Origin of the sequence: Novosphingobium sp. EMRT-2, assembly GCF_005145025.1 — a bacterium.
GTDB lineage: Bacteria > Pseudomonadota > Alphaproteobacteria > Sphingomonadales > Sphingomonadaceae > Novosphingobium.
Genome location: NZ_CP039695.1, coordinates 2,490,225 through 2,505,592 on the forward strand (window position 1 = coordinate 2,490,225; position 15,368 = coordinate 2,505,592).

Genomic DNA, 15,368 nt, shown 5'->3' on the forward strand with positions numbered 1-15,368 from the left:
CCAAGCGAGGTTCGTATTTTTGGAAGAGGGAGCAACCCATGAGTTTCCGTCCGCTGCACGATCGCGTGCTGGTGCGCCGCGTCGAAGCCGAGGAAAAGACCGCCGGCGGGATCATCATCCCCGACAGCGCCAAGGAAAAGCCCGCTGAAGGCGAAATCGTCGCCACCGGCACCGGCGCCCGCGCTGAAAACGGCACGATCACCCCGCTCGACGTCAAGGTCGGCGATCGCGTGCTGTTCGGCAAGTGGTCCGGCACCGAAGTCAAGGTCGCCGGTGAAGACCTCCTCATCATGAAGGAATCGGACATCCTCGGCGTCATCGGCTGAAGATAGTCCTCTTTCCCGTCCAGATATTCAAAGGAAACCGAAATGGCTGCCAAGGAAGTACGCTTTTCGCGCGACGCGCGCGAACGCATCCTCAAGGGCGTCGACATCCTCGCCGACGCGGTGAAGGTCACGCTCGGCCCCAAGGGCCGCAACGTCGTGATCGACAAGAGCTTCGGCGCGCCGCGCATCACCAAGGACGGTGTGTCGGTCGCCAAGGAAATCGAACTCAAGGACAAGTTCGAGAACATGGGCGCGCAGATGCTGCGCGAAGTGGCCAGCAAGGCCAACGACAAGGCCGGTGACGGCACCACCACCGCGACCGTGCTCGCCCAGGCGATTGTGCGCGAAGGCATGAAGTCGGTTGCCGCCGGCATCAACCCGATGGATCTGAAGCGCGGCATCGACATCGCCGTCGCCAAGGTCGTGGACAACCTGAAGGCCCGTTCGACCCCGGTCGCCGGTTCGTCGGAAATCGCGCAGGTCGGCATCATCTCGGCCAACGGCGACGTGGAAGTCGGCCAGAAGATCGCGGAAGCGATGGAAAAGGTCGGCAAGGAAGGCGTGATCACCGTGGAAGAGGCCAAGGGCCTCGAATTCGAACTCGATGTCGTCGAAGGCATGCAGTTCGACCGCGGCTACCTCTCGCCCTACTTCATCACCAACCCGGACAAGATGACGGTCGAACTCGAAAACCCGTACATCCTGATCCACGAGAAGAAGCTGTCGTCGCTGCAGGCGATGCTGCCGATCCTCGAAGCGGTCGTGCAGTCGGGCCGTCCGCTGCTGATCATCGCCGAAGACATCGAAGGCGAAGCGCTGGCCACCCTCGTGGTCAACAAGCTGCGCGGTGGCCTGAAGATCGCCGCCGTCAAGGCGCCGGGCTTCGGTGACCGTCGCAAGGCCATGCTGGGCGACATCGCCACGCTGACCGCCGGCGAGATGATCTCGGAAGACCTCGGCATCAAGCTGGAAAGCGTGACGCTCGCCATGCTCGGCCAGGCCAAGAAGGTCACCATCGACAAGGACAACACCACGATCGTCGACGGCGCCGGTTCGGCGGACGAGATCAAGGCCCGCGTCGAACAGATCCGCGCCCAGATCGAAGTCACCACCAGCGACTACGACCGCGAGAAGCTGCAGGAACGCCTGGCCAAGCTTGCTGGCGGCGTGGCCGTGATCAAGGTCGGCGGTGCGACCGAAGTCGAGGTGAAGGAACGCAAGGACCGCGTTGACGACGCCCTGCACGCCACCCGCGCGGCGGTGGAAGAAGGCATCGTCACGGGCGGCGGCACGGCGCTGCTTTACGCCACCCGCGCGCTCGACGGCCTGACCGGTGCCAACGAAGACCAGACCCGTGGCGTGGACATCGTCCGCAAGGCGATCACCGCCCCGGTCAAGCAGATCGCGGAAAACGCGGGCCATGATGGCGCCGTCGTCGCCGGCAAGCTGCTCGACCAGACGGACGAAGGCATCGGCTTCAACGCCGCCACCGACGTCTATGAAAACCTGAAGGCCGCTGGCGTGATCGATCCGACCAAGGTCGTCCGCACCGCGCTGCAGGACGCTGCGTCGGTCGCCGGCCTGCTGATCACCACCGAAGCGGCGATCAGCGAAAAGCCGGACGACAAGCCCGCGATGCCGCCGATGGGCGGTGGCATGGGCGGCATGGGCGGCATGGACTTCTAAGTCCGATACCGTTCAGTCCGAACACAGGATCGGGGCCGGGAGGGGAAACCTTCCCGGCCCTTTTCCTTGGACGATTGGACCGGCCAGCCAATGGGCCGCGTGGCAAGCCCACCCCGCTGCGGCTAACGCCGCCCGTGGCGACGCAAGCCTCGCTCCCCTCCCGCGTGCGGGAGGGGTTGGGGGTGGGCGTCCAACGCAAAAGGCCCCGCGCAGCGCGCGGGGCCTTCGTGTCTCCTTGAAACGGAGCGGCGTTCAGAGCTTGCCGGTCAGTTCCGGCACAACGGTGAACAGGTCGCCCACCAGGCCGATATCGGCGACCTGGAAGATGGGGGCGTCCTCGTCCTTGTTGATGGCGATGATGGTCTTGGAATCCTTCATGCCGGCGAGGTGCTGGATGGCGCCGGAGATGCCGACGGCGATATAGACTTCGGGGGCGACGATCTTGCCCGTCTGGCCCACCTGGTAGTCGTTGGGCACATAGCCCGCGTCCACCGCCGCGCGGCTCGCGCCCACGCCCGCGCCCAGCTTGTCCGCCAGCGGCACGATCACCTGCTCGAACGTCGCCGCGTCCTTCAGCGCCCGCCCGCCCGAGACGATGATCTTGGCCGAGGTCAGTTCGGGACGCTCGCTCTTGGCGATCTCCGCGCCCACGAAGCTGCTCGTCCCCGCATCGGCCGCGCCGCCCACCGCCTCGATGGCCGCGCTGCCGCCGTCCGCCGCCGCCTTGGCAAAGGCCGTGCCGCGCACCGTGATCACCAGCTTGGCGTCGCCGCTCTCCACCGTGGCAATGGCGTTGCCCGCGTAGATCGGCCGCGTGAACGTCTTCGGCCCTTCCACCGAGAGAATGTCCGAGATCTGCATCACGTCGAGCAGCGCCGCCACGCGCGGCGCCACGTTCTTGCCCGTCGTCGTCGCCGGCGCCACGAACGCGTCGTAGTCCGCCATCAGCCCCGCCACCAGCGGCGCCACGTTCTCCGCCAGCGCGTTGGCCAGGCTCGCGTCATCGGCCGTGACCACCTTGGCCACGCCCGCGATCCGCGCCGCCGCCTGGGCCACGCCGTCCACGCCCGCGCCCGCCACCAGCAGCGTCACCTCGCCCAGCTGCGCCGCCGCGCTCACCGCCGACAGCGTCGCATCCTTCACCGCCGAACCATCGTGTTCGACCCATACCAGTGCCTTGGTCATCTCAGGCTACTCCCAGTTCCTTGAGCTTGGCCACCAGCGCGTCCACGTCGGCCACCTTGATCCCCGCCTGCCGCACCGGCGGCTCCGATACCTTCAGCGTCTTCAGGCGCGGGCTCGTGTCCACGCCGTAGTCCCCCGGCGCCTTCGTCGCCAAGGGCTTGCTCTTCGCCTTCATGATGTTGGGCAGCGAGGCATAGCGCGGCTCGTTCAGCCGCAGGTCCGTCGTCACCACCGCCGGCAGCGCCAGCCGCACCGTCTCCAGACCGCCGTCGATCTCGCGCTTCACCACCACGGCGTCGCCGTCCACCGTCACCTCGTTGGCGAACGTCCCCTGCGGACGGCCCAGCAGCGCCGCCACCATCTGCCCCACCTGGTTCGAATCATCGTCGATCGCCTGCTTGCCCGTGATGATCAGGCCCGGCTGCTCTTCATCGGCAATCCCCTTGACGATCTTCGCCACCGCCAGCGGTTCCACCTCGTCGTCCGACTGCACCAGGATCGCTCGGTCCGCGCCCATCGCCAAGGCCGTGCGCAGCGTCTCCTGCGCCTTCGCCGGTCCCACCGACACCGCCACGATCTCCGACACCACGCCCTTCTCCTTCAGGCGGATCGCTTCCTCCACCGCGATCTCGTCGAACGGGTTTATGCTCATCTTCACGTTCGCCAAATCAACACCCGTGCCATCCCCCTTCACCCGGGGCTTCACGTTGTAATCAATCACCCGCTTCACGCAGACCAGGGCTTTCATTGCTTCAAAGCCTTTCCCAGTTGGATATGGTGGCGGCATAATTTGCGTTTACGTAAACGTCAATCTATCTGCCGCCAGCGTGGAAAGAAAATCGATCGGCCGATGGCAAACGCAGCATTCGCGGAGCCGGACCTTACCGGGTGCATCCTGGCTGAGCACCCCCCGAAACAGGAATGATCCCATGCAAGGCTTGGTGGCGGCGCTGCCGCGTCCTTGCGACCTTGGTGGAATAATACACGCACGATGCTTGCGTTGGCTGCCCAAGTCCAGCAGGGCGGAAAACGCGATGCCCATGATCGACTTCGATCGCCTTGAAGCAATTGTCCACCAGGCCGGACAGATGGCGCTTTCGCGCTGGCCCGGCCACGGACACGCGCTGGAAGTGTGGGACAAGACGCCGGGCAATCCGGTGTGCGAGGCGGACATCGCCGTCGATACCTATCTGAAGCGCGAACTGCACGCCCTGCTGCCTTCGGCCGGCTGGCTTTCGGAGGAGACGGTCGATCACCCGGAGCGGCTGGAGCGCGGGCTGTGCTGGCTGGTCGATCCGATCGACGGCACGCGCGATTTCGTGCGCGGGCGTCCGGGGTGGGCGGTTTCCGTGGCGCTCGTCAGCGGCGGCCGTCCACTGATTGGCATGATGAGCGCCCCGGCGCGCGGCGAGTTCTGGCGCGCCATTGCCGGCAAGGGCGCCACCCGCAACGGCGTGGCGCTCCGTGCGAGCACTCGCACCGAACTGGCCGGATCGCGCGTGCCGGCCGATGCGCTGGCGGGAGTCGATGGCGATCTCGTGCTGGTGGACAAGCCCAATTCGATCGCGCTGCGCATCGCCATGGTCGCCGCCGACGAAGCGGACCTGCTCGCTACGCTGCGCTGGGGCTTCGAATGGGACGTGGCGGCCGCCGCGCTGATCGCGCGCGAGGCGGGCGCCACCACCACCGATGCCTTCGGACAGCCGCTGGTCTTCAATAAGCGCGATCCCCGCGCGTTCGGGCTGCTGGTAACCGCCCCCGCGATTCACGCGGCGGCGGTGGACCGGCTGGCGGATCGGGCGGCCAGGCTCGCCTGACCCGCCCTTTCCGGGCCACTTCTCAGGCTTCGACAAAATCCTCGGTGTCGATCGTCGGCAGCATGGCCCCGGCGTAACGGTGGCCGGCGACCGTCTGCTGGTTGATCAGCGTGTCCACTTCGGCGGCCACATCGGCGGGAAGGACCCAGTCCCAGCGGGCGATGTTCTCCTCGAGATGCGCGATCTTGCCGGTGCCGGGTATGGCGACGACATGCTCCCCGCGCGACAGCACCCAGGCGAGCGACAATTGCGCCGGCGTCACGCCCGCGCGGGTGGCGATGGCGTTGAACTGCTGCACCAGGCCGTAGTTGTGTGTCCAGTTATCGCCCTGGAAGCGCGGCATGGCGCGGCGGATGTCCTTTTCCTCCAGCGCCGCCGGGTCCGCCACGCCGTTGGCGAGAACGCCGCGCGCGACGGGCGAGAAGGCGACAAAGGTCGTGCCCAGTTCGCGGCAAGCGTCGAGCACGGCGATTTCCGCCTGGCGCGTCCACGGCGAATATTCGGTCTGCATCGCGGCGATGGGGTGGACGGCGGCGGCCTTGCGCAGCGTGTCGGCCGACATTTCGGACAGGCCGATCGCGCCGATCTTGCCCTCGCGCACAAGGTCCGCCATCGCGCCGACCGAGTCCTCGATCGGCACGCTGAAATCGCGCCGGTGCATATAGTAGAGATCGATGTGGTCGGTCTGGAGCAGGCGCAGCGAGACTTCGAGTTCGCTGCGGATGGTGTCGGGATGGCAATCGATCCCGCGCTTTTCCCCGCTGGCGAAGATGCCCATCTTGGAGGCGAGGAACACCTTGTCGCGCTTGCCCTTCAGCGCCTTGCCGACCTGCGTTTCGTTGTGGCCCAGGCCATAGAGGCGGGCGGTGTCGAAATGATCGTAGCCTACTTCTATCGCGCGATCGAGCAGGCGCAGCCCGTCCTCGTCGCTCGGGCGGCCGCCATAGGCCCAGCTCAGCGACATGCAGCCGAGCCCCACGGGGTTGGTCGGGCGTCCGGCGATGGGGCGGCGTTGGATCGGCATGGCAGAATCTCCTTTGCCACGCCGATGCCAGCCGGGTGCGCGGAACGTCAACCCGGCTGGTTCGGTATCATGCCATGAGAGCCGCGTTATTGGCCCGAGCGGGCACGGGCCACGTCATCCTGCGAGATCGGCACGATCTTGATCTCGACGCGGCGGTTGGCCGAACGGCCCGCCTCGGTATCGTTCGAGGCGACCGGCTGCGTCTCGCCGAAGCCCTGGCTGCGGATGCGCGAATAGGACACCCCGCGCGAGGTCAGGTAATCGGCCACCGCGCGGGCGCGGCGTTCCGAAAGGGCCTGGTTGTAGGCGTCCGACCCGGTCGAATCCGTATGGCCGTACACGTCGATCAGGCTGTCCGGATACTGGTTGAGCGATTGCGCCACCTTGTCCAGCGTATCGCGGAACGTGGGCTTGATCGCCGAACTGTCGGTATCGAACGTCACGCCGTTGGGCAGGTTGACGAGAATGGCCGAGCCGTTGTCGGTCGGCGTCACGTCCACGCCGCTGCCGGCGGTGGATTCGCGCAGCTGCTTGATCTGCTTGTCCATCGAATAGCCCACCGCGGCGCCGGCGATGCCGCCGATGCCGGCACCGAGGATGCGGCCGGTCTTGCCGCCGATCAGGCCGCCCAGCAGCATGCCGCCCAGCGCGCCGCCGACGCCGCCGATGGCGGTGCGCGATACCTTCTTCTCGCCCGTGTTGGGATCGGTGACGCAGGCCGAGAGGCTGACGAGCGACACCGCGCACAGGCTCGAAACGAGGACCCGACGAATCTTCATGTTGTATTCCCCTTCTTGCGACGCTTCGTCCCGGCCGCTCTCTCCCGCGGCGGTGAACCGGCGTGATTAACCTACATCGACCTGATTACGCACCGCCAGTCTGAACTGTTCCCGAACGGTGGGACTTCGCGAATGGCGATGAATCTGCTAGCGGATAGGGCGTGACACCTTTTCCCTGGCCTGACGTCTTCGTCATCGTGGGCCTCGTCGTGCTCAATGGCCTGTTTTCCATGTCGGAACTGGCGATCGTTTCCGCGCGTCCCGCGCGTCTGAAGGTTGCGGCCGAGGCCGGCAGCCGGGGCGCGCGCACCGCGCTGGAGCTGGCGGCCGATCCCGGCAAGTTCCTTTCGACCGTGCAGATCGGCATCACGCTCGTCGGCATCGTGGCCGGCGCCTATTCGGGCGCGAGCCTGGGCGGCCCGGTGGGCGAGCGGCTGGCCGCGACGGGCGTGCCCGCGCGCTATGCCGGCGAGGCGGGCTTCGTTCTGGTCATCGCGGTCACCACCTACCTCAGCCTCGTCGTCGGCGAGCTGGTGCCCAAGCAGCTGGCGCTGCGCGCGGCGGAGCCGATAGCCATCCTCGCGGCGCGCCCGATGGTGCTGATCGCCCGCGTCAACGCGCCGTTCGTGTGGGCGCTCGACCGTTCCTCCGGGCTACTGCTGCGCCTGCTGCGGCTGAACAAGGGGACCGAGCAGGAAGTGACGGCCGAGGAACTCCAGATGATCTTCGCCGAGGCCACCCGCTCCGGCGTGATCGAGGAGGACGAGCGCGCGCTGATGACCAGCGTGATGCGGCTGGCCGAGCGCCCCGTGCGCGAGGTGATGACGCCGCGCACCGAACTGCACTGGATCGAGCGCAAGGCGAGCGAGGCGGAAATTCGCGCCGCGATCGAGGACAGCCCGCATTCGCTGCTGCTGGTGGCGGACGGGTCGGTGGACCGGATCGTGGGCGTGGCCAAGGTGCGCGACGTGCTGTCGGTATTGCTGCGCGGGCGCAAGGTCATGCTGACGCGGTTGATGAAGAAGCCGGCGATCGTGCCCGACCAGCTTGACACCATGGATGCGTTGCGCGTGATCCAGCAGGCCGAGGTCGCGCTCGCGCTGGTGCATGACGAATACGGCCATCTGGAAGGCATCGTCACCCCGGCGGACCTGCTGGCGGCGATCGCCGGCAATTTCGTGGGCCATGGCGACGAAGGCGATGCGCCGATGATCGTGGAGCGCGACGACGGTTCGCTGCTGATTGCCGGCGCGCTGCCCGCCGACGCGCTGGGCGACCGGCTGGCGATCGACCTGCCCGAGGACCGCGATTACGCCACCGCCGCCGGCTATGTGCTGTCGGTGCTGAAGCACCTGCCGACCGAGGGCGAGCATTTTGCCGAGCAGGGCTGGCGCTTCGAGATCGTCGACATGGACGGCCGCAAGATCGACAAGGTGCTGGTGAGCCGGATCAAGGCCGCGCACCCCGAAAAGGCCGAGCTGGACGGGTAGAGTCTGATGGCTTCCGGTTGACCTGCTTCGTCATTGCGAGCGTTAGCGAAGCAATCCAGGGCACCGCGTGGGGCTCTGGATTGCCGCGGGGCGTTCGCCCCTCGCAATGACGGCACACCATTCCAGGCGGCATGTCGCCGCCGTACCCGCAAACGAAAAGGGCGGCCCCGAAGGACCGCCCTTTGCTGTTTCTGTCCGGAAGACCGGAAGAAGATTACTTGAGCTCGACGGTGCCGCCGGCTTCCTCGATCTTCTTCTTGATTTCTTCGGCTTCCGCCTTCGAAACGCCTTCCTTGACGGCCTTCGGCGCGCCTTCGACCAGCGCCTTGGCTTCGGTCAGGCCCAGGTTGGTGATCGCGCGGACTTCCTTGATGACCTGGATCTTCTTGCCACCGTCGCCCGTCAGGATGACGTCGAATTCGGTCTTTTCTTCAGCGGCGGCAGCTTCACCACCGGCAGCCGGAGCGGCGGCAACGGCAACGGCGGCAGCGGCGGAAACGCCCCATGCTTCTTCCAGGGCCTTGGCGAGGTCAGCGGCCTCGAGGACGGTCAGCTTCGACAGTTCTTCAACAAGCTTGGCGATATCGGCCATGATATTTCACTCCTGATTTCGTGGCGCCCGGCGCGGCGCGCCGGACGAAAATCGTTTCGATACGTCTTACGCGGCTTCTTTGGCGTAGGCGCCGAAGACACGGGCCAGCTTCGCCGCCGGAGCGGTGGTGAGCTGGGCGATCTTCGTGGCCGGAGCCTGGATGAGGCCGATAAGCTTGGCGCGCAGTTCGTCGAGCGACGGCATCGAGGCGAGCGCCTTGACCCCTTCCGCGTCGAGAATCTGGCCACCCATCGCGCCGCCGACAATTTCGATCTTGTCGGTGGTCTTGGCGAATTCGATCACCGCCTTGGCGGCGGCAACCGGATCGGCCGAGGCAGCGATAGCCGTCGGACCGGTGAAGAAATCACCAATGCCTTCGTAATCGGTGCCCGCGACGGCAAGCTTGGCAAGACGGTTCTTCGCAACCTTGTAAGTCGCGCCCGCTTCCCGGATCTTCGTGCGCAGGGCGGTGGACTGGGCCACCGTCATGCCGAGGTTGCGGGTGATGACCACCGCGCCGGCCTCGGAGAAGACCGAGTTCAGGAACGCGACCGATTCGGCTTTCTGCGAACGATCCATGCCTTACTCCTTCACAATGGCCGCCCGGGACAGGCTCGGAACGGCCGGCTACGTTTGCTTGCCCCTGCGGATGCAGGGGTCGATGCCCCACGGAGGAGCACCGGCGAGTCCGTTGACAAGGGAAGGAGGTGCGCCCGAAAGCGCGGCTGGCGCCACGATCCGCGGGGCGGAACGCCGGGCCAAGGGGCACGCGGCCCCGGAAACTCTTTTCCCCGCCTAGGCTGGAGATTAAGCGGGAAGCCCGCACCAGCTGTCTCGGACGGATGATCTCCGGGCTTGCGCCCTTCGATCAGGGGCGGGCCATTAGCAGGACGGGGCGCCGAGTCAAGGCTGGAGTCCCCGTGGCAAGGGCCGGAGGCCGCGCGGTGCGGTCACTCCGCCTCGTCCCGGTAGCCCAGCAGGTCGCCCGGCTGGCATCCCAGTTCCTGGCAGATGGCTTCCAGCGTCGAGAAGCGGATCGCCTTGGCCTTGCCGGTTTTGAGGATGGACAGGTTGGCGAGCGTCATGTCGACCCGCTCGGCCAGTTGGGTGAGCGTCATACCCCTGGCCTGGAGCAGTTCGTCGAGCTTGACCACGACCGGCATCACACGGTTCCTTCCAGATCGTCGCGCATCCGCGCCCCTTCGCGAAAGACGCGGGCGAGAATAAACAGCACGATCGCCAGCAGGAACGATCCCGGCGAGATATCGAAGTCCGCCGTGGCGTTGCCGATCATGCCGGCCAGCCACACGCCCATCGCGCCGACGGGCCACGACATGCCTTCCACCGCCAGCGTCAGCCAGCCCATGCGGGTCAAGCGCCGGGCGTTGGCGGGGATGAAGGGATCGCCAGCGCCCACGCTGTCAATGATGCGCCGCAGGTCCAGCAGGAACAGGAAGGCCGCGGCGGCCATTGCGGCGATCAGCAGCAGGATCACGGCGAGGCCTGGAATGGTCTGCGTGCTGGCGGCGTGGCCGGTTTCCGAGGCGATGCCGGCGAGCACGTCGGCCCGGAACAGGACGATGGCCGGGGCGCCGAGCAGGCTGGTCACGCCGATCAAGGCGGCGAGGCCGAGGCCGGCGGTGACGATCAAGCGCCCCGCCGTCAGCAGGGGGTCGCGGGTGCGAAGAGACATGGTGGTGGTTTCCTCGTTGATAGGGTCAGGCGAGCGTCGGCAGCGGCAACGTGGGGGCAAGCGCCTGGCGCGGTCCCGATGCGGTGGCGGCAAGCGCTGGAAGGAGCAGCAGCAGCGCGCAGGCGAGCGGCACGATCGGGGTGCGCGATCCTGCAAGGCGAGGGCTGGGCATGAGGACTTCTCCAGGTGGTCGATATCGATATTCAATAAGAGCATCTATTCTTATCGTCAATCAATAATATCGAAAATCGATATGTTGGTCGCGTCGAACTGCGGCCACCCCTTTGACAGCGCGTCCTCCCCTCCCTATATCGCCTTCCACAACCGGCGCTTCGAGCAAGGCTTTCCCATGCGCGGGGGACGGCACAAGGAAGGAAGCGCGCGGGTTTCATCGTTCGCGAAGGCTGCTGGCCGGGTCCCCGAATCGGGCGCCGTGCCGTGCGGCCTTTTCGCGTTTGATGCGCCAACGCCGCGTTTGGCACAGTTTCGCCGGGTTCGCCCGGCCTTTGAAGAGCGAAGAGGCAAAACCCTCCATGGCGACCAAGGCTCCCGCACGCCCCGGCGTGAAGAAGCGCATCCGCAAGATCTTCGGCGACATCCACGAAGTCGTGCAGATGCCGAACCTGATCGAGGTTCAGCGCGAATCCTACGAGCAGTTCCTGCGCTCCGATCCGGCCACGGGCTATGTCTCGGGCCTGGAAAAGACGCTGCGGTCGGTGTTCCCGATCCAGGACTTCGCCGGCACCGCCAGCCTCGATATCAAGGAGCGCGACGGTTACGTGCTCGAGGCGCCGAAGTACGACGTCAACGAATGCCGTCAGCGCGGCATCACCTACGCCGCGCCGATGAAGGTGACGCTCAAGCTGGCGACCTTCGAGGTCGACGCCGAGACCGAGACCAAGTCGCTCATCGATATCAAGGAGCAGGACGTCTACATGGGCGATATCCCGCTCATGACCGACAACGGCACCTTCTTCATCAACGGGACCGAGCGCGTCATCGTGTCGCAGATGCACCGTTCGCCGGGCGTCCTGTTCGACCATGACCGCGGCAAGACGCACTCGTCGGGCAAGTACCTCTTCGCCGCCCGGGTGATTCCCTATCGCGGTTCGTGGCTCGACTTCGAGTTCGACGCCAAGGACATCGTCAACGTCCGCATCGACCGCAAGCGCAAGCTGCCGGTCACGGCGCTGCTCTATGCGCTGGGCCTGAACGGCGAGCAGATTCTCGACTACTTCTACGACAAGGTCACCTGGGCGCGCGGCGAAGGCGGCTGGCGCGTGCCGTTCGTGCTGGAACAGTGGCGCGGCGCGAAGCCGGCGTTCGACATCGTCGATGCCAAGTCGGGCGAGGTGATCTTCCCCGCCGGCCAGAAGATCAGCCCGCGCGCGGCCAACAAGGCGGCCAAGGACGGGCTTGAGGAACTGCTGATCCCGACCGAGGAAATCTTCGGCCGCTATTCGGCCAAGGACCTGATCGACGAATCGACCGGCCGCATCTGGATCGAGGCGGGCGACGAAGTCAGCCCCGAGAACCTCGAAGTGCTCGACAGGGCGGGCGTCGACCGGCTCGAACTGCTCGACATCGACCACGTCAACACCGGCCCGTGGATCCGCAACACGATGAAGGCCGACAAGGCCGAGGATCGCGACCAGGCGCTGGCCGACATCTACCGCGTGATGCGCCCCGGCGAACCGCCGACGCGCGAAACCGCCGAAGCGCTGTTCGACGGCCTGTTCTTCGACGCCGACCGCTATGACCTTTCGGCCGTGGGCCGCGTCAAGCTCAACATGCGCCTCGGCCTCGACTGCCCCGACACGGTCACCACCCTGCGCACCGACGATATCCTCGCCGTGGTCAAGGAACTGGTGAACCTGAAGGACGGCAAGGGCGAAGTCGACGACATCGACAACCTCGGCAACCGTCGCGTGCGTTCGGTGGGCGAACTGCTGGAGAACCAGTACCGCGTCGGCCTGCTGCGCATGGAACGCGCGGTGAAGGAGCGCATGTCGTCGGTCGACGTCTCGACGGTGATGCCGAACGACCTGATCAACGCCAAGCCGGCGGTGGCCGCGGTGCGCGAATTCTTCGGTTCGTCGCAGCTGTCGCAGTTCATGGACCAGACCAACCCGCTCTCCGAAGTGACGCACAAGCGCCGCGTTTCGGCGCTCGGGCCGGGCGGTCTTACCCGCGAGCGCGCGGGCTTCGAGGTCCGCGACGTTCACCCGACCCACTATGGCCGCATCTGCCCGATCGAAACGCCGGAAGGCCCGAACATCGGTCTGATCAACTCGCTGTCCACCTTCGCCCGCGTCAACAAGTATGGCTTCATCGAAACGCCGTACCGCAAGGTGATCGACGGCAAGGTGACCAAGGAGGTCGTGTACCTCTCGGCCATGGAAGAGCAGAAGCACACGGTGGCGCAGGCTTCGGCCGAAACCAACGGCGATGGCTCGTTTGTGGAAGAGCTGGTCTCGGCGCGGCAGAACGGCGAATTCGTGATGGCCCCGCGTGAAACGATCACGCTGATGGACGTCAGCCCCAAGCAGCTCGTCTCGGTGGCCGCCTCGCTGATTCCGTTCCTGGAAAACGACGACGCCAACCGCGCGCTGATGGGCTCGAACATGCAGCGCCAGGCGGTGCCGCTGGTCAAGGCCGACGCGCCGTTCGTGGGCACCGGCATGGAAGAGACCGTGGCGCGCGATTCGGGCGCCGCGATCGCGGCGCTGCGCGGCGGCATCGTCGACCAGGTCGACGCGACGCGTATCGTCATCCGCGCTTCGGGCGATGTCGAACCCGGCCAGTCGGGCGTGGACATCTACACGCTGCAGAAGTTCCAGCGTTCGAACCAGAACACCTGCATCAACCAGCGTCCGCTGGTGAAGGTGGGTGACGTGGTCGAAAAGGGCGACGTGCTGGCCGACGGTCCCTCGACCGATCTCGGCGAGCTGGCGCTCGGCCGGAACACGCTCGTCGCGTTCATGCCCTGGAACGGCTACAACTACGAAGACTCGATCCTGATCTCCGAACGGATCGTGAAGGACGACGTGTTCACCTCGATCCACATCGAGGAGTTCGAGGTCATGGCCCGCGACACCAAGCTGGGGCCGGAAGACATCACGCGCGACATCCCGAACGTCGGCGAGGAAGCGCTGCGCAACCTCGACGAGGCGGGCATCGTCTATATCGGCGCCGAAGTGCATCCGGGCGATATCCTTGTCGGCAAGATCACCCCCAAGGGTGAATCGCCGATGACCCCGGAAGAAAAGCTGCTGCGCGCGATCTTCGGCGAAAAGGCCAGCGACGTGCGCGACACCTCGCTCCGCCTGCCGCCGGGCGTTTCGGGCACGATCGTCGAAGTGCGCGTGTTCAACCGCCACGGCATCGAGATCGACGACCGTACCCGCGCGATCCAGAACGAGGAAATCGAACGCCTCGCCAAGGACCGCGAGGACGAACGCGCGATCCTCAACCGCGCCACCTTCAACCGTCTGCGCGACATGCTGCTCGGCCAGGTGGCCGCGGCCGCGCCGAAGGGGCTGAAGAAGGGCATCGAGATCGACGAGCAGGTGCTGGCCGATGTCGAACGCCACGAATGGTGGAAGTTCGCGGTGGCCGACGATGCGCGCCAGGCGCAGCTCGAAGCGGTCAAGGCGCAGTACGACGAGACCGTCAAGGCGATCCAGGAGAAGTTCGAGGACCGCAAGGAAAAGCTCGAACGCGGCGACGAACTCGCCCCGGGCGTGCTCAAGATGGTCAAGGTCTTCGTCGCGGTGAAGCGCAAGCTGCAGCCGGGCGACAAGATGGCCGGCCGTCACGGCAACAAGGGCGTCATCAGCCGCATCCTGCCGATCGAGGACATGCCGTTCCTGGAAGACGGCACCCACGTCGACATCGTGTTGAACCCGCTGGGCGTGCCTTCGCGCATGAACGTCGGGCAGATCTTCGAGACCCACCTGGGCTGGGCCGCGCGCGGCCTGGGCCAGCAGATCAAGCACGCGCTGGAGGACTGGCGCTATGCCAATCCCAATCCGGAAGCGGCCGCGCCGCCGAGCGTGCTGATCGACAAGCTCAAGGACGTCTATGGCGAGCAATACCACGCCGATATCGACAGCCGGAACACGGCCGAGATCGTCGAGCTGGCCGAAAACCTGAAGGCTGGCGTGCCCATGGGCACCCCGGTGTTCGACGGCGCGCGCGAATCCGACATTTCGGCGATGCTGACCAAGGCGGGTCTCGACACCTCGGGCCAGTCCACGCTCTATGACGGGCGCACGGGCGAAGCCTTCGACCGCAAGGTCACGGTGGGCATCATCTACATGCTGAAGCTGCACCACCTGGTCGACGACAAGATCCACGCGCGTTCGATCGGGCCGTACAGCCTCGTCACCCAGCAGCCGCTGGGCGGCAAGGCCCAGTTCGGCGGCCAGCGCTTCGGGGAAATGGAGGTCTGGGCGCTCCAGGCCTATGGCGCGGCCTATACGCTGCAGGAAATGCTGACGGTGAAGTCGGACGACGTGGTCGGCCGCACCAAGGTTTACGAAGCGATCGTCAAGGGCGACGACACCTTCGAGGCCGGCATTCCCGAAAGCTTCAACGTGCTCGTCAAGGAAATGCGCTCGCTCGGCCTCAACGTCGAACTGTCGTCGCTGGACGATCAGGACGACGATGACGGCCTTGCCGAGGCGGCGGAGTAAGCCCTTGTCTCCCCTCCCGCGTGCGGGAGGGGCCGGGGGTGGGCCTGATCAAGGCGCCACCCGCAAGACCCACCCCTAA

Annotated in this window: 14 protein-coding genes; 5 read left to right on the forward strand and 9 right to left on the reverse strand. The window is 66.1% G+C overall.

Translation table 11 applies throughout. The features are described 5' to 3' along the window. Positions 1–38: 38 nt before the first annotated feature. Positions 39–326 (forward strand): co-chaperone GroES, encoded by a 288-nt coding sequence (groES, locus tag FA702_RS12280; RefSeq protein WP_124810632.1) that lies wholly within the window; start codon positions 39–41, stop codon positions 324–326. Between the two features lie 42 nt (positions 327–368). Then, positions 369–2,012, forward strand: coding sequence for a chaperonin GroEL (groL, locus tag FA702_RS12285; protein WP_136956378.1), 1,644 nt, complete (start codon positions 369–371; stop codon positions 2,010–2,012). 252 nt (positions 2,013–2,264) lie between these two features. Here the strand turns inward: groL and FA702_RS12290 are convergent, their stop codons facing one another. Continuing rightward, positions 2,265–3,197 (reverse strand): electron transfer flavoprotein subunit alpha/FixB family protein, encoded by a 933-nt coding sequence (locus FA702_RS12290; protein WP_136956379.1) that lies wholly within the window; start codon positions 3,195–3,197, stop codon positions 2,265–2,267. Between the two features lies 1 nt (position 3,198). Next, positions 3,199–3,945, reverse strand: coding sequence for an electron transfer flavoprotein subunit beta/FixA family protein (locus tag FA702_RS12295; RefSeq protein WP_136956380.1), 747 nt, complete (start codon positions 3,943–3,945; stop codon positions 3,199–3,201). 292 nt (positions 3,946–4,237) lie between these two features. Here FA702_RS12295 and FA702_RS12300 point away from each other — a divergent pair, with 292 nt between their 5' ends. Next, entirely contained in the window at positions 4,238–5,014 is a 777-nt protein-coding gene (locus FA702_RS12300) for a 3'(2'),5'-bisphosphate nucleotidase CysQ (RefSeq protein WP_136957391.1), read from the forward strand. 22 nt (positions 5,015–5,036) lie between these two features. Here the strand turns inward: FA702_RS12300 and FA702_RS12305 are convergent, their stop codons facing one another. Further along, complete coding sequence (locus tag FA702_RS12305) at positions 5,037–6,038, reverse strand: aldo/keto reductase (protein WP_136956381.1); 1,002 nt, start codon at positions 6,036–6,038, stop codon at positions 5,037–5,039. An 86-nt stretch (positions 6,039–6,124) separates the two neighbouring features. Continuing rightward, the gene (locus FA702_RS12310) at positions 6,125–6,817 is read right to left on the reverse strand and encodes an OmpA family protein (protein WP_124808062.1); all 693 of its coding nucleotides are present in this window, start codon (positions 6,815–6,817) and stop codon (positions 6,125–6,127) included. A gap of 161 nt (positions 6,818–6,978) precedes the next feature. Here FA702_RS12310 and FA702_RS12315 point away from each other — a divergent pair, with 161 nt between their 5' ends. Next, the gene (locus FA702_RS12315) at positions 6,979–8,307 is read left to right on the forward strand and encodes a hemolysin family protein (protein WP_136956382.1); all 1,329 of its coding nucleotides are present in this window, start codon (positions 6,979–6,981) and stop codon (positions 8,305–8,307) included. A 214-nt stretch (positions 8,308–8,521) separates the two neighbouring features. Here the strand turns inward: FA702_RS12315 and rplL are convergent, their stop codons facing one another. From rplL to FA702_RS22800, 5 genes are all read right to left on the reverse strand, one after another. Beyond that, positions 8,522–8,899, reverse strand: coding sequence for a 50S ribosomal protein L7/L12 (gene rplL / locus FA702_RS12320; protein WP_124808064.1), 378 nt, complete (start codon positions 8,897–8,899; stop codon positions 8,522–8,524). Between the two features lie 66 nt (positions 8,900–8,965). Next, on the reverse strand, positions 8,966–9,478 hold the full coding sequence (gene rplJ / locus FA702_RS12325) for a 50S ribosomal protein L10 (RefSeq protein ID WP_124808065.1): 513 nt from the start codon (positions 9,476–9,478) through the stop codon (positions 8,966–8,968). Positions 9,479–9,849: 371 nt separating this feature from the next. Beyond that, positions 9,850–10,062, reverse strand: coding sequence for a helix-turn-helix transcriptional regulator (locus FA702_RS12330; RefSeq protein WP_136956383.1), 213 nt, complete (start codon positions 10,060–10,062; stop codon positions 9,850–9,852). Further along, on the reverse strand, positions 10,062–10,592 hold the full coding sequence (locus tag FA702_RS12335; RefSeq protein ID WP_168196058.1) for a DUF2975 domain-containing protein: 531 nt from the start codon (positions 10,590–10,592) through the stop codon (positions 10,062–10,064). The genes FA702_RS12330 and FA702_RS12335 overlap by 1 nt, the downstream gene beginning before the upstream one ends. Before the next feature lie 25 nt (positions 10,593–10,617). Continuing rightward, positions 10,618–10,764 carry a hypothetical protein gene (locus tag FA702_RS22800; RefSeq protein WP_168196059.1) on the reverse strand — a complete coding sequence of 49 codons (147 nt, stop codon included), beginning with the start codon at positions 10,762–10,764 and terminating at the stop codon, positions 10,618–10,620. Positions 10,765–11,125: 361 nt separating this feature from the next. Here FA702_RS22800 and rpoB point away from each other — a divergent pair, with 361 nt between their 5' ends. Next, on the forward strand, positions 11,126–15,289 hold the full coding sequence (gene rpoB, locus FA702_RS12340) for a DNA-directed RNA polymerase subunit beta (protein WP_136956385.1): 4,164 nt from the start codon (positions 11,126–11,128) through the stop codon (positions 15,287–15,289). The last annotated feature ends 79 nt before the right edge of the window (positions 15,290–15,368 follow it).

Coding starts and splice junctions, on each gene's coding strand:
- FA702_RS12310 (WP_124808062.1), bottom strand. CDS start 6,817: ATGAAGATTCGTCGGGTCCTCGTTTCGAGCCTGTGCGCGGTGTCGCTC.
- FA702_RS12330 (WP_136956383.1), bottom strand. CDS start 10,062: ATGCCGGTCGTGGTCAAGCTCGACGAACTGCTCCAGGCCAGGGGTATG.
- groL (WP_136956378.1), top strand. CDS start 369: ATGGCTGCCAAGGAAGTACGCTTTTCGCGCGACGCGCGCGAACGCATC.
- groES (WP_124810632.1), top strand. CDS start 39: ATGAGTTTCCGTCCGCTGCACGATCGCGTGCTGGTGCGCCGCGTCGAA.
- FA702_RS22800 (WP_168196059.1), bottom strand. CDS start 10,764: ATGCCCAGCCCTCGCCTTGCAGGATCGCGCACCCCGATCGTGCCGCTC.
- FA702_RS12300 (WP_136957391.1), top strand. CDS start 4,238: ATGATCGACTTCGATCGCCTTGAAGCAATTGTCCACCAGGCCGGACAG.
- FA702_RS12335 (WP_168196058.1), bottom strand. CDS start 10,592: ATGTCTCTTCGCACCCGCGACCCCCTGCTGACGGCGGGGCGCTTGATC.
- FA702_RS12305 (WP_136956381.1), bottom strand. CDS start 6,038: ATGCCGATCCAACGCCGCCCCATCGCCGGACGCCCGACCAACCCCGTG.
- rplJ (WP_124808065.1), bottom strand. CDS start 9,478: ATGGATCGTTCGCAGAAAGCCGAATCGGTCGCGTTCCTGAACTCGGTC.
- FA702_RS12290 (WP_136956379.1), bottom strand. CDS start 3,197: ATGACCAAGGCACTGGTATGGGTCGAACACGATGGTTCGGCGGTGAAG.
- FA702_RS12295 (WP_136956380.1), bottom strand. CDS start 3,945: ATGAAAGCCCTGGTCTGCGTGAAGCGGGTGATTGATTACAACGTGAAG.
- rpoB (WP_136956385.1), top strand. CDS start 11,126: ATGGCGACCAAGGCTCCCGCACGCCCCGGCGTGAAGAAGCGCATCCGC.
- rplL (WP_124808064.1), bottom strand. CDS start 8,899: ATGGCCGATATCGCCAAGCTTGTTGAAGAACTGTCGAAGCTGACCGTC.